Below are 13,574 nucleotides of genomic sequence, written 5' to 3'. Positions count from 1 at the left end.
TGGCTCCGTGCCCACCGGGCGGGGCGGCCGGCCGGTGGCGGCGGGCGGAGCGTAACCTTTCGCGACCTGCTCCCCCGCCCCGCCCATGACCGTCCGCCAGATCGCCGCCGTGAAGACCGCCCGGTACGCCGTGCTGGGGCCGGAGGACGGGCCGGTGGACGAGGTGTGGATGGCGTGCCACGGCTACGGCCAGCTCGCGACGTACTTCGCCCGCCACTTCGAGGGCGCGCTCCGGCCCGGCCGGCTCGTCGTCGTGCCCGAGGCGCTCAGCCGGTTCTACGTGACCGAAGGCGGCCGGCGCGTGGGCGAGCGCGTCGGGGCGAGCTGGATGACGCGCGAGGACCGCGAGGCCGAGATCGCCGACACCGTCCGCTACCTCGACGACGTGTTCGTGGCCGCCTGCGCCCGCGCCGACGCCGACCCGCGGGCGGTCCGCCTGGGCGGCATGGGCTTTAGCCAGGGGACCTCGACGGTCGTCCGGTGGCTGGCCTACAGCCCGCTCATTCAGAGCCGCGAGCGGCGGGCGGGGCGGCTCGTGCTGTGGGGCGGGGCGCTCCCGCACGACCTCGACCTGGGCGAGCACGCGCCGTGGCTCAACGCGGCCGACCTCCGGCTCGTGGCCGGCGACCGCGACTCGTTCGCCACACCCGGCCGCATTTTGAAGGAGGAGCGGCGCCTCACCGACGCCGGCGTCGCCTACGAGTCCACGTCGTTCTCCGGCGGCCACCGGCTCCACGACCGCCTGCTGGCCGACGTTATGCAGCCGATCGAGTAGATGCCAGACCGCCCCGCCCCGCCCTCCGACCCACGCTCGGCCGACGCCGCCCCGCCCGTCGGGCGCTTCGCACCGAGCCCGACGGGCGACCTCCACGTCGGCAGCGCGCTCGCGGCGCTCGCGGCGTGGGCGAGCGTGCGCGGGCGGGGCGGCCGGTTCGTCTGGCGCGTCGAGGACCTGGACGGGCCGCGCGCCGTGGCCGGCGCCGCCGAGCGCCAGACGGAGGACGCGCGGTGGCTGGGGCTGGACTGGGACGAGGGGCCGGGCGTGGGCGGCCCGCACGCGCCGTACTGGCAGTCCGAGCGGGGCGGGCTCTACGAGTCGGCGCTCGCGCGGCTCGCACGGGCGGGGCGGCTGTTCCCGTGCGCCGTCTCGCGGAGCGATCTCCGCGACCTCGCGAGCGCCCCGCACGGCGGGCCGGGCCTGCCGCCGTTCCCGCCGGCCCTCCGCCCCGCCCCGCCCGCGGACGGCTGGTTCGAGGACCCCGAGGCCCGCGCCGACCGCGCCCTCCGGTTCCGAGTCGACGGCGGGCCGGTCTCGTTCGACGACCGCGTCGTGGGCTTCGTCGAGGAGGACGTGCGGCAGACGACGGGCGACTTCGTGCTCCAGCGCCGCGACGGCGTAACGGCCTACCAACTCGCCGTCGTCGTGGACGACCTGGCGATGGGAGTGACCGAGGTCGTCCGCGGCCGCGACCTCCTGGACTCGACGGCCCGTCAGATCCTGCTCGCGCGGGCGCTGGGCGGGGCGGAGCCCGTCTACGCTCACGTTCCCCTCGCCGTCGGGGCGGACGGCGAGAAGCTCTCGAAGCGGGACGAGGGCCTCACGGTCCGTGCTCTCCGCGAAGCCGGCGTGGCGCCCGAGGCGCTCGTCGGCTGGCTGGCCGAGGCGCTCGGGCAGCCGGGGGCGGGGCGGCGCGCGGCGGCCGACGTCGCGGCCTCGTTCGACCTGTCCCGCGTGCGGCCCGAGCCGGTCACCGTCCCTGCCCGTCTCGCCGCGCACCTCCGCGCGCGCTAGCCGCCCCGCCCGATGACGCTCCGCCTCCCCCTGCTCGCGCTCGCGCTCCTCGCCGGCCCCGCCTCGGCGCAGATGCTCCCGTCGGGGACGTGGACGGGCACGCTGGAGCACGGCGGCGACGCCCACCCCGCCCAGGCCGAGATCGAGCGGTGCACGGGCGGCTTCACGGTCGCCCTCGACGTGGCGGGGCGGCGGGCCGACGTCACCGAGGACGGCGCGGCGACGTGGGAGGGCGGCCGGCTCCGGTTCGAGACGTCGCGCGCGCGGTGGCCGGGCCTGCTGCTCCCCCGGGCGCTCGCGTGCAGCCTGGAGCAGGACACCGAGACGGGCGCGCTCGCCGGCGTCTGCCGGGCGGGGCGGACGACGTACCGGCTCCGCCTCGCGCCGCCGGCCAGCGGCTCGTTCGGCTGCAAGTAGGTCCGGGCGGGGTGCGTCGCCGCCCCGCCCCCAGCGCCGCTGCGAGACCGCCTCCTCTGGGGAGCGGGGCAGTCTGGGCGACGCGTCACCCCCCGGTGCTGGCGTAGGGGCGGGCGACCTGGAACGAGAGCGACCACTCGCCGGAGCGGCCCGTGACGAGGTCGCGGAGCACGCCGGACAGCTCGACCACGTCGCCGGGGCGAACGTCGCCCGGCGTTGGGAGCACGATGAACTCGCGGCCCGTCGACGACGACGTGCCCGAGACCGTCGCGCTCAGGCTGACGAGCTCGCGGCGCCCGTCGCGGACGGCCCAGACCGACCGCTCGACCTCGTACCGCGACCGGCCGCCCTCCGTGCCCAGGTCGTACGCCTCGACGGCGACGCCGACCGTAGCGCCGGCCACGAGGGCGGCGTACGGGTACCGCCACGCCTCGCGGGCCGCCCCGCCCGCTCCGAGCGCACGCGCCGCGCCGGAGGGGACGAGGTGCGGGAGCGGGTCGCTCACGACGAGCCCGCCCGGCCCGGCGGCCAGCGGCGCGAGCGGGCCGGCGTGCCAGACGGCGTGGCGGAGCATGGCCCCGTCGCGGTCGAGGACATCGGCCTGGACGGCGACATCGGGGCGGGCGCCGGCGGACGCGAGCGTCGCCGTGGCGACCGGCGTCGTCCGCCCCGCCCCCACCGCCTTCGGCGGAACCGCCGCCACGCGGTCGGCGGGCGGGGCGGGGCGGCCCCCGACCACGCGGAGCCGGGCCGTCGAGCGGACCACCCGGGCTACGTCTCCCAAGCCGTCGAAGGCGCCGGGCTCAGGCGCCCACGCGAGCTCAACCCGGAGACTGCCGTCGGCGCCCCGGAACCGGGCGGACCGGACAGCGAGCGGGAACGCACCAGGGAGCGGGAGCGGCGGCCCGGCCGAGGGCACGAGGTCGCGGGCGGCGACGGCCCGGCGGTGCTCAGACCGGACGAAGTCGAAGAACCCGGGGCCTATGACGCCGCCCGTCCTCCCGCCGATGAACCGCTCCCCAACCCCGAAGCCGCTCGCGAAGCGAGCGGCTCTAGACCCCGCCGCGAGCGCTCCGTTGGTGTACTCGAGGAGCGCGTCGTGGAGCTCGTTCTGGACCCGACTGTAGGCCGGGTCGTAGAGCACGAGCGTCCTGACGAAGTCGTCGAGGGCGAGGGCTGCGAGCGCGGACCACTCCGCGCTCCCCGAGCCGACCTTGGGGTAGTACAGGCCGGGGGGGAGGAGGTCGAGCGGGAACGCCTCCCGCCACCCTCCCCCGTCTTCGACGAACAGGAAGGTCGCACCGCTCGCGTAGGTCCACAGCGCGTTGGTGGGAACGAACGCGGTCAACTCCGAGATCGATGCGTCGAGCGTGTTGGACCGGAGCCACCGGGTCTGATCCGGCTCCCCGAATCGGACGTAGACGGCGCCGCGGTCGTCGTACCCCGCCCCGCCCGCGGTGCTCTCGGGCGGCGTAGGAAACCGAGCCTCGGCCTCGGCCACGCGGCGGAGGTGCTCGACGAGCCGCTCGTTGGCCTCCGTCACCGGCAGCGGGTCCTGCCCGTTCCACCACGCCACGAGGGCGACGCCGGCGCCGGGACGGAGCGAGCCGGGCGCCCCGCCGAGGCTGTCCCGGAGCGAGTCGGGCAGGACCGGCCACGCCTGCGCGACGAGCCGCCGGACGTCGGGCTTGGCGCCCGGCCCCGCCGTCACGAGCCGGTCGAGGTAGGCGTCGGCCTCGGCGCTCGCCTGCCCGTCGATGACCTGGGCGACGGGCAGGGCGGGGCGGAACGAGCCGCACCCCGCCAGACCGAGGACGATGAGCGCGGCGGCGAGGGCGGGGCGGCGCATGACGGGCGGGGGTAGCGTGCTGGACGAGCCGCGACAACGTCGGGGCAGGTAACGGTTTCCGCAATCCACCCGCCTCGCCCGTGATGCTCTCTACGCTTCGCCGCGGAGCGCGCGGACGGCCGCGAGCACGGCCGGCCCCTCGGCGAGCGGGCAGCCCCAGTAGTCGAAGATCCCGCCCCGCCCTCCGTTCTGGCCGCACACGACGAACACGCCCGTCCCCAGCTCGCGCTTGAGGTGGGAGGCGAGCCACCCGACGAACCCGCTGTTGTCGACGCCGGCCGGGAAGTGGAACCGGAAGACGGCGAACGGCTCGGCCGCCCCGCCCTCGGCCGGCACGAGCTGGCTCCACACCTCGTCGTCGCCGACGACCGCGAGCGCGCCTGGGTGGACGGCGGGCGGGGCGGAATTCGAGGGCGGGGCGGGCTCGTCGCCCCCGCGCTACTCCGTCTGCTGCCAGCTCACCGACTGCCGCGCGAGCACGTCGGCCGGGTCCACGTCGGGGTCGAGGAGCGCCGCCGCGACCCGCTCCATCCGCGCGCCCTGCGAGCCCTTGACGAGGACCGCGTCGCCCGCGCCCGGCGCGAACGGCCGCCCCGCCCGCAGGGCGTCGGCGAGGTCGGTCGACGTGGCGAAGGTCAGGACCGCCCCGCCCGGACCCGCCGAGTTCAGGAGCTCGGCGGCTCGGCCCATGATCTCGCCCACGGCCACGACGAGGTCGGCGTGCTCGCGTGCCGCGTCGAGCACGACCACGTGCTGCTCGACCTCGTCCGCCCCCAGCTCGAGCATGTCGCCCAGGAGCGCGACGTGGCGCGTCGCGTCGAGGTCGCGGAGCACGCCGAGCGCCGAGCGCGTGGCCCCGGGCGAGGCGTTGTAGGTGTCGTCGATGATCGTGCTCCCGCCCCGCCCCGGGAGCCGGACGAGCCGGCCCTTTTCGGGCTGGATCTGCGCGAGCCCGCGGTTGATGGCCGCGTCGTCGAGCCCCAGCGCGCGGCCGACGGCGGCGGCGGCGAGCGCCGTCGAGAGCGCGTGCTCGCCCAGGAGCGGGAGCGTCGCCGTCACGATGTCCGGGCCGACGTCGGCGTCTGGGGCTGCTCCGTAGAGGAGGACGCGGGCGGCCAGCCCGTCGGCCATCGCGCGGACGCGGGCGTCGTCGGCGTTGAGGACGGCCGTCCCCTCCGGCCCCAGCGCGCGCACGATCGCGCCCTTTTCGCGCGCTACGCCCTCCAGGCTCCCCAGCGTCTCCAGGTGGACGCCCTGAACGGCCGTCACGACCGAGACCGTCGGCGGGAAGAGCCGGCACAGCTCGGCGATGTCGCCGGGGATCCGGGCGCCCATCTCCAAGACGGCCACGGAGTCGGCTGCGAACGTCCGATTGAGGACCGTGAGCGCGAGCCCGAGCGGCGTGTTCAGGTTGCCCTCGGCGGCCACGACCTCGAACCGCTCGCGGAGCACGGCAATCGCGGCGTTCTTCGTCGTCGTCTTCCCCACCGAGCCCGTGATGCCGACGACGGCCGCCCCGCTCTCAGCCATCTTCTGGTGGGCGAGCGACGTCAGGTGGTCCAGCGCGCTCTCGACGCGGACCACCTCGACGCCCTCCGGCACGTCCACGTCGCGCTCGACGACGACGGCGGCCGCCCCGCCCGCGACGGCCTGCGGCACGAAGTCGTGCCCGTCGAACCGCTCGCCGCGGATCGCCACGTAGGTGTCGCCGGGCTGGAGCGTGCGCGTGTCGGTGGAGTACATCGGGTTATGGGTTACGGGTGATGAGTGACGGGCGGGGCGGCTGAGTTTGCCGCCCCGCCCTCAGGGCCGAGGGAGCACAAAGCGGGCGCTCCTGTCGGGCGGGGCGGTGCGTGAGGAAGTCTTCTTGCTCATCACTCGTCACCCGTCACCCGTCACCCGCCCCCCCACGTCGTCACCAGGGCGGCGTCGCGGCGGTGGCGCTCCAGCGCGAGGCGGACGAGCCGGTCGGCGAGCGCGGGCGGGGCGAGCCCGGTCCGCTCCCACATCACGGGGTACATGCTCCGTTCGGTGAAGCCGGGGATCGTGTTGACCTCGTTGACGAGGACGCGGCCGTCGTCGGCCACGAAAAAGTCGACGCGCGCGAGCCCCTCGCAGCCCAGCGCCGCGTACGCCTCGACGGCTAGGGCGCGGACGCGCTCGGCCACGTCGGGCGCGAGGTCGGCCGGCACCTCCATCCGCGCGGCGGCGGCGTCGACGTACTTGGCCTCGTAGTCGTAGAACGCGGCCGTCGACACGATCTCGCCCGGGACCGACGCCCGCGGCTCCTCGTTGCCCAGGACCGCGACCTCGATCTCGCGGCCCACGACGGCCTCCTCGACGAGCGCCTTGCGGTCGTACCGGAACGCCGCGTCGAGGGCGGGGCGGAGCCCATCCTCGGCCTCCACCTTCGCCACGCCCACCGACGACCCCGAGCCCGCCGGCTTCACGAAGAGCATCGGCCCGAGCCGCCCCGCCAGGTCCGCGAACGACGGGGCGGGGCGGCCCGCCCGGACCGTCACCGACGCGGCGACGGGGACGCCGGCGGCGGCGAGCAGCCGCTTGGCCGCGTCCTTGTCCATGCACACGGCCGAGGCCAGCACGTCCGGCCCGACGTACGGGAGCCCGAGCGTCTGGAGCAGCCCCTGCACGCGGCCGTCCTCGCCGTTGACGCCGTGGAGCATGGGGAACACGACGTCGACCTCGACGGGGTCGAGCGCCCCGCCCGCGCCCTCGGCGAGCAGGCGGCCCGTCGCGTCGGCGGCGAACAGGAGCGGCCGCCCCGCCCCGCCCGCGCCAGGCTCGTCCGCCAGGTCGCCGTCGGGCTCGACCGTCCACCGCCCCGCCCGGCTGATGCGGAGGGGGACGACTGTGTGGCCAGCCTCGCCGAGCGCCCGGCGCACGTTCCGCGCCGAGCGGACGGAGACCTCGTGCTCCGGCGAACGGCCCCCGAACAACAGACCAACACGAAGAGACTCACTCACAGGCGGACGGGCGGGGTGGGGAGCGGAAAGCTACACGCGCGGCCCGCCGCCCCGCCCGCTAGAAGTAGACGCTGACGCCGGCCTGCGCGCCCCGCGAGACGAGGGAGACCCCGAACTCGTTCGCGCTCTCGTTCAGCCCCTGTGGGTCCTCCGGCCCAGCCTCCCGCTCCAGGCTCCGGTAGGTGTAGGTCGCGTCGAGCGAGGCGCCGTACTCGGCGTTCAGCGAGATGGCCGAGGAGACCGGCCACTCGACGCCGATCACGCCGGCCGCTCCCAACCCCACGCCCGCGAACGACTGCTCGGCGCTCTGCTCGCCCCGGTCCGCCTCGAACCGGCTAAACTGGAACGACGCGCTGGGGCCGAGCCCGTAGTAGAGGTAGATCGGCGTCCGGGAGCGCGCGTACCGCAGAAAGAGGAGGTCGGCGCCGAGATTCACCCGCTGGCTCTCCTGATCGCCGAACGCCTCCCCGCCCCCGTCGCTGATGCTCAGGCCCGCGCCGACGGTGAGGCCAAGCCGCAGGGCGCGCTCCGCGCTCGACTGCCACTTGATCCCCAGCGCGCCCCCGTCGAGCCCGGTGAGCCCCGAGTCCAGGTTGGCGCTGAACAGCAGCGCGCGGGCGCCGGCCACGACGGGCGTGTCGTCGTCCTGGGCAAACGCGAGCGGGGCGGCGAGGGCGACGAGAAGGACGGCGGCGGAGCGAAACGGGAGCATGAGCAGGCGGTCGGTGGGGGAATGGGAGAGAGCCGCCCCGCCCCGCCCGGAAGTCACGCGGCGAGCGGCGCAAGCTTAAGGAGATGCCGCCGGGCGCGTGCGGGGCCGCCTCCACCCCCGCCTCCTGGACGACCTGCGGGCGGGGTGGCCGCCCCGCCCGCACGCAACGAGGCCCGGCCGAACAGCGTCGGCCGGGCCTCGGAACGAGTGCCTGGGGGCGGGGTGGCGCCCTAGTTCAGGTGCGCCGCCAGCTCCTCGCGGCGGTGCTTCTGGCGGAGCTTGCGGAGCGCCTTCTCCTTGATCTGGCGCACGCGCTCGCGGGTTAGGCCGAACCGCTGGCCGACCTCGACGAGCGTGAGCGGCTGCTCGTGCCCGATCCCGAAGTAGAGCCGCGTGATCTCGGCCTCGCGCGGGTGCAGCGTCGAGAGCGCCCGCTCGATGTCGATGTTCAGGCTCTCGTTCGTGAGGTCCTCGTCCGGCTGCTCGAAGTTGTCGTCGGCGAGGACGTCGAGGAGGCTGTTGCCGTCGTCGTCGTCGAACGGGGCGTCCATCGAGAGGCTGTGGCGGCTGTGCTGGAGGCCCTCGACCACCTTCTCCTCCTTCAGGTCGAGCTCGCGCGCGATCTCGTCGGGCGTCGGCTGGCGGCCGAGCTCCTGGGCGAGCCGGGCCGACGCCTTCCGCATCTTGGAGAGCGTGCCCACGCGGTTGAGCGGGAGCCGGACCGTGCGGACCTGGTCGCTCAGCGCCTTCAGGATCGACTGGCGCACCCACCAGACGGCGTACGAGATGAACTTGAACCCGCGCGTCTCGTCGAAGCGCTGGGCCGCCTTGACGAGCCCGTAGTTCCCCTCCGAGATGAGGTCGGAGAGCGAGAGGCCCTGGCCCTGGTACTTTTTGGCGACGGAGACCACGAAGCGGAGGTTGGCCCGCACCAGCTTGTGCAGCGCGAGCTGGTCGCCCTGCTTGATCTTCTGGGCGAGCTCGACCTCTTCTTCGGGCTTGAGGAGCGGGACCTGACCAATCTCTTGGAGATACTGGTCCAGCATCCGCTGACTGCGGGGGACGTACATCGGCGGCGTAGGGATGGGGGGGTGGGGGCGACGTCGGCCTCGGGAGGCGGCTCGGACGGCCCTCCAGGGGTCCGAGCGGAGTCGCAAACGGGAGTCGGGGATTACCCTGGCCCGCAATACAGCGGACCCGGATCGTAGTCGGCCCAGCGGGCGCGGGTTCCGTGCCACTCAGGTTTTCTCGTGGCCTCCGTGCAGGCGCAGGCTGAGCGTCGGAGCTTGTCTAACGGTCTGGGGTGGCCCTCCGTCTCTGCGCCCCCCGCTCTTCGCCCCGCATTAACTGGGCGGGGTGGGACCCGACGACGACGCGGCGCCCGCCTATTCCGCCGCCCCGCCCAGCGCCTGCCGGACGTCGTCCCACAGGTCGGCCTCGGCTTCGAGCCCCACCGAAACGCGGACGAGCCCCGACGCGACGCCCCCCGCCCCGCCCGCCGCGCGCTGCGTGAGCCCGGCCGGGTGCTGCGCGAGCGTGTCCGTCGAGCCCAGGCTGACGGCCGGCGTGGCCAGGCGGAGCCGGCCGAGAAAGGCCGCGGCCGCCGCGAACGCGCCCGGCCCGTCCGCCTCGCCGTCCGGCCCCAGGACCTCGAACGAGAGCATCGGCCCCGGCCCGCTCATCTGCCGCCCCGCCCCCACGAGGCCGCTGTCGACCAAGCTCGGGTGGTACACGCGGCCCACGGCGGCGTGGCGGGCGAGGCGCGCGGCGAGCGCCGTCGCCGTCGCCTGCGCGCGCTCGACGCGGAGCGGGAGCGTCGGGAGCCCGCGGTGCAGCAGGTACGCGCCGTCGGGGTGGAGCACGGCGCCGGTCAGGATGCGGACCGTGCGGAGCCGGGCGGCCCACGCCTCGGAGCACCCGACGACGCCGGCGAGCACGTCGCCGTGGCCGCCGATAAACTTGGTCGCGCTGTGCCACACGAGCGCGGCGCCCTGCGCGAGCGGGTGCTGGAGGACGGGCGTCCCGAACGTCGAGTCGACGCACACGGGCGCGGCGCCGGCCGCCTCGACCACGGCCGCCACGTCGACCAGGTCGAGCGTCGGGTTGACGGGCGTCTCGACGCACACGAGCGCCGTGTCGTCGCGGACCGCGCCCGCCACCCCGCCCGCGTCGGTCCACGTGACGTCGAGCCCCAGGAGGCCCGACGACAGCAGGCGGTCGGTCGTGCCGTACGTCGGGCGCACGCCGACGACGTGGTTTTTGCCCTCCTCGCGGGCGGCCAGGAGCGTGGCCGTGATCGCCGCCATGCCGGACGCGAACGCGACGGCCGCCTCGGCGCCCTCGACCTCGGCGTAGCCAGCCTCGAACCGGGCGACGGTCGGGCTCCAGAGGCGCGAGTACACCGCCCCGCCCGCCTCGGCCGGTCCCGCCCCGCCCATCAGGGCGTCGAGGCTGGCGACGGCGTCGTCGAGCCGCTCGAACGGGTACGTCGTCGAGAGGTCGATGGGGAGCGCGTGGACGCCGAGGGCGCGGAGGTCGCTCCGCCCGGCGTGGACGGCGACGCTGTCGGGGTCGAGGGGCATGGCAGGACTGGGGACTGGGGACTGGGGACTGGGGACTGGGGACTGGGGACTGGGGACTGGGGACTGAAAATGCGCTGGGCGGGGCGGGGAAGCTCGCCGACTGCCATTTCCTCGTTCCTCTTTCCCATTTCCCCCTCCCGCCCCCTCACCCGAACGAGCCCGTCACGACGAGCACGTCGTAGAGCGCGTGCGTCCAGGCGGCGAGCGCGAAGCCGCGGACGAGGAACACGGCGTTCAGCGCGAGCCCGAACAGGAACCGGAACGCGAACACGTCCAGCGTGAACGGGTCGCCCAGCGGGCCGACGTGGTGGACGAGGCTAAACACGGCGGCGCCCACGACCGCCGCGAGCGCGTAGGCCCGCCGCCGCTCGACGCCAACCGCGCGGTGGACGAGCCAGAACAGGCCGCTGACCAGGACTACGCGGAACACGAGCTCCTCGTAGAGCCCGGCCCCGATCGACAGCGCAAGCTGGAGCCCCAGCCCGAGCTCCGCCATCTGCGCGAGCGCGAGGTCGGGGAGCCACGCCGGCCACGCCCCGAACAAGGCGCCGACGACGCCGCCCACGAGAAACGCGAGCACGACGGCGTAGGCCAGCGACTCGGCCACGAGGAGCGCGAAGTAGCGCGGCACGAGCGGCGGGTGCCGGCCCCGGTCGCGCCAGAACACGACGAGCCCGACGGCCACGACCGCCGCGCCGAGCGCCATCCACCCCGCCCCGCCCAGCGCGGCGAGGAGCGTCTTGAGCCACACGTCGGCGCCTACGCGGATCTGGCCGGGGCCGCGGTTGGCGAGCAGCACGCCGACCTCGTAGAGCACGAACAGCGGGAGCGCAGCGAGGAAGCCGTACGTCGGCGTCCGCGTGACGGCGAGGTATCCGCTCGGGCGGGGCGGCGGGGCCGCCGGAGCGGGCGCGGCGGTGGGCTCCGTCTGGGCGGCGAGTCGGGCGAGTTGGTCGGCGGGGGACGACACGGGCGGACCCCAAGGCGGGGCGGCGGGACCGCTCGGGTACGCGGCGGGCGGGGCGGAGATGCGCGAGCAGCACGCGCGCCACCCCGCCCACGGCACGGGCGGGGCGGATTCGTAGGGACACCATGCATGGTGTCCGCATCGGGGGCACCGTACGCCCGCCCCGCCCGCATCGAACACGACACGTCATGTTCCTACGACGGCTCGACGTCAGGCGGGGCGGCGACCGGTGAGGCCGCCTCGCACGTTCTCCCGAGAAAGCGCTTCCACCCCGCCCCGCCCGCTCGTTTATTGGAGCCCCGCCCCGTTCCCGGCCCCTATGCACCTGCTGACTCCGCTGACCGTCCGGCTCCGCCTCGCCCTCGCCCTCCTCCTGCTCGCCCCGCTCGGCGCCCGCGCGCAGGCCATCGACCGCGTCGAGCCGGCGTCGTGGTGGGTGGGCATGGAGCACCCGGAGCTCCAGGTGCTCGTCTACGGCGACGACATCGGCCGGGCGCGCGTCGAGATGGACCCGTACCCGGGCGTCCGGCTCGACGGCGCGACGGCGGTCGAGAGCCCGAACTACCTGTTCCTCGCGCTCACCGTCGGCGAGGAGGCGCGGCCGGGCGCGCTCACGTTCCGGTTCCGCCACCCCGACGGCGACCTCGTCCGCACCTACGAGCTGAAGGCGCGCGAGCCGATGGGGCCGGACGGGCGGGGCGGGGCGGCCGGGTTCACGAGCGCCGACGTCATCTACCTCATGATGCCCGACCGCTTCGCCAACGGCGACGTCACCAACGACTCGGTCGCGGGGCTCCTGGAGGGCGCCGACCGGAGCGACCCCAATGCCCGCCACGGCGGCGACTTCGCGGGCGTGGCCGAGCGCCTGGGCTACCTCGACGCCCTCGGCCTGACGGCGCTCTGGTTCACGCCCGTCTTCGAGAACGACATGACGCCCGAGTACGGGGCCTACCACGGCTACGCGGCGACCGACATGTACAAGGTGGACCCCCGCTTCGGGACCAACGAGGAGTTCGTGGACCTCGTGGCCGCCGCCCACGACCGCGGCCTCAAGGTCATCATGGACATGATCCACAACCACGTCGGCGACCGCCACTGGTGGATGGCTGACCCGCCGACCGCCGACTGGGTCCACAGCTACGAGCGGTACGGGCAGACGAACTACGCCGTAGCGACGGCCGTCGACCCGTACGCGTCCGAGGTCGACCACAGCGGGCTCGTCGACGGGTGGTTCGTGGCCGAGATGCCCGACCTCAACCAGGACAACGAGCTGCTGGCGCAGTACCTGCTCCAGAACACGGTCTGGTGGATCGAGACGGCCCGGATCGACGGCATCCGCATGGACACCTACCCGTTCCCGGACAAGGACTACATGGCCCGGTGGGCCGAGCACGTGCTGGCCGAGTACCCCGACTTCAACATCGTGGGCGAGGCGTGGATGTACACGGTCCCGCACGAGGCGTACTGGCAGCGCGGGTTCGAGGCCGCGAGCGGCGACGGCTACGACTCGCACATCCCGTCGGTCACCGACTTCCCGCTGATGTACGCCTTCCGCGACGCCGTGGCGCCGGAGAACGGCGAGGACGGGCCGGAGCGGCTCTACCTCACGCTCTCCCAGGACCTCCTCTACCCCGAGCCCGAGCGGCTCGTCACGTTCCTCGACAACCACGACACGGTCCGCTTCCTGAGCCGCGTGGACGAGGACGACGCCGCGCTCAAGATGGCGTACGCGGTCCTCATGACCACGCGTGGCATCCCGCAGGTGTACTACGGGACCGAGCTGGGGATGGCGAACCTGGACCCCGCGCTGGGCGACGGCTCCAAGCGGGCCGACATGATGGGCGGCTGGCCCGGCGACGAGCGCGACGCCTTTACGCGGGCGGGGCGGACCGACCGCGAAAACGAGATCCTCGACTACGTGACCGCGCTCACGACGTGGCGCCGGACGGCCGACGTGGTCCACCACGGCCAGCTCACGCACTTCATCCCCCGCGACGGCGTCTACGTCTACGTCCGCCACCCCGCCCCCGACGCGGACGGCCCGGGCGGGGCGGACGGCGGCTCGGTGATGGTGGCCGTCAACGCGGCGGCCGAGGCGCGGACGCTGGACCTGGCCCGCTTCGCCGAGCGGCTCGACGGCTACACGACCGCGCGCGACGTGGTGACGGGCCGGTCCGCCCCGCTCGGCGCCACGCTGGACGTGCCGGCGCGGACGGCGCTCGTGCTGGAGCTCTCGCGCTAGAACACCTTCGGGGTACGGGGTACTCGGTA

The 13,574-nt window shown here is 74.8% G+C and carries 11 protein-coding genes and 1 pseudogene; 4 read left to right on the top strand and 8 right to left on the bottom strand.

What is annotated here, in order from left to right:
* Positions 1-85 precede the first annotated feature (85 nt).
* Genes RM540_RS00830 through RM540_RS00820 form a run of 3 tightly spaced genes read left to right on the top strand, consistent with a single transcriptional unit; the run spans position 86 to position 2,209 of the window.
* Positions 86-775: an alpha/beta hydrolase gene (locus tag RM540_RS00830; protein WP_311661276.1), complete on the top strand. Its 690-nt coding sequence runs from the start codon at positions 86-88 to the stop codon at positions 773-775.
* Entirely contained in the window at positions 776-1,792 is a 1,017-nt protein-coding gene (gluQRS, locus tag RM540_RS00825; protein ID WP_311661275.1) for a tRNA glutamyl-Q(34) synthetase GluQRS, read from the top strand.
* 12 nt (positions 1,793-1,804) lie between these two features.
* Positions 1,805-2,209, top strand: coding sequence for a hypothetical protein (locus RM540_RS00820; RefSeq protein WP_311661274.1), 405 nt, complete (start codon positions 1,805-1,807; stop codon positions 2,207-2,209).
* An 85-nt stretch (positions 2,210-2,294) separates the two neighbouring features.
* Here RM540_RS00820 and RM540_RS00815 read toward each other — a convergent pair whose 3' ends face one another.
* The 8 genes and pseudogenes from RM540_RS00815 to RM540_RS00780 all read right to left on the bottom strand — a co-directional run bounded on the left by RM540_RS00815 (position 2,295) and on the right by RM540_RS00780 (position 11,306).
* Positions 2,295-4,058: a GWxTD domain-containing protein gene (locus RM540_RS00815; protein ID WP_311661272.1), complete on the bottom strand. Its 1,764-nt coding sequence runs from the start codon at positions 4,056-4,058 to the stop codon at positions 2,295-2,297.
* Between the two features lie 90 nt (positions 4,059-4,148).
* Positions 4,149-4,451, bottom strand: a pseudogene (locus RM540_RS00810) (DUF6196 family protein); the annotation flags it as partial.
* A 45-nt stretch (positions 4,452-4,496) separates the two neighbouring features.
* A complete protein-coding gene (locus RM540_RS00805; protein WP_311661270.1) occupies positions 4,497-5,801 on the bottom strand; it encodes a UDP-N-acetylmuramoyl-tripeptide--D-alanyl-D-alanine ligase in 1,305 nt (434 codons plus the stop codon).
* 152 nt (positions 5,802-5,953) lie between these two features.
* Complete coding sequence (locus tag RM540_RS00800) at positions 5,954-7,042, bottom strand: D-alanine--D-alanine ligase family protein (RefSeq protein ID WP_311661269.1); 1,089 nt, start codon at positions 7,040-7,042, stop codon at positions 5,954-5,956.
* 58 nt (positions 7,043-7,100) lie between these two features.
* Positions 7,101-7,754 carry an outer membrane beta-barrel protein gene (locus tag RM540_RS00795; protein WP_311661268.1) on the bottom strand — a complete coding sequence of 218 codons (654 nt, stop codon included), beginning with the start codon at positions 7,752-7,754 and terminating at the stop codon, positions 7,101-7,103.
* Between the two features lie 230 nt (positions 7,755-7,984).
* The gene (locus RM540_RS00790; protein WP_311661267.1) at positions 7,985-8,824 is read right to left on the bottom strand and encodes a sigma-70 family RNA polymerase sigma factor; all 840 of its coding nucleotides are present in this window, start codon (positions 8,822-8,824) and stop codon (positions 7,985-7,987) included.
* Between the two features lie 315 nt (positions 8,825-9,139).
* The gene (locus RM540_RS00785; protein ID WP_311661266.1) at positions 9,140-10,336 is read right to left on the bottom strand and encodes a trans-sulfuration enzyme family protein; all 1,197 of its coding nucleotides are present in this window, start codon (positions 10,334-10,336) and stop codon (positions 9,140-9,142) included.
* A gap of 145 nt (positions 10,337-10,481) precedes the next feature.
* Positions 10,482-11,306 (bottom strand): CPBP family glutamic-type intramembrane protease, encoded by an 825-nt coding sequence (locus RM540_RS00780; protein ID WP_311661264.1) that lies wholly within the window; start codon positions 11,304-11,306, stop codon positions 10,482-10,484.
* A gap of 316 nt (positions 11,307-11,622) precedes the next feature.
* Between RM540_RS00780 and RM540_RS00775 the strand changes: the two genes are divergently transcribed.
* Positions 11,623-13,545, top strand: a complete 1,923-nt coding sequence (locus RM540_RS00775; RefSeq protein WP_311661263.1) for a glycoside hydrolase family 13 protein — start codon at positions 11,623-11,625, stop codon at positions 13,543-13,545.
* Positions 13,546-13,574: the final 29 nt, after the last annotated feature.

Origin of the sequence: Rubrivirga litoralis (genome assembly GCF_031846415.1) — a bacterium.
In the GTDB taxonomy this organism is placed as follows: domain Bacteria; phylum Bacteroidota; class Rhodothermia; order Rhodothermales; family Rubricoccaceae; genus Rubrivirga; species Rubrivirga litoralis.
Note: the sequence above shows the minus strand (reverse complement) of the source record. Positions and strands in the feature narration are given on the sequence as shown.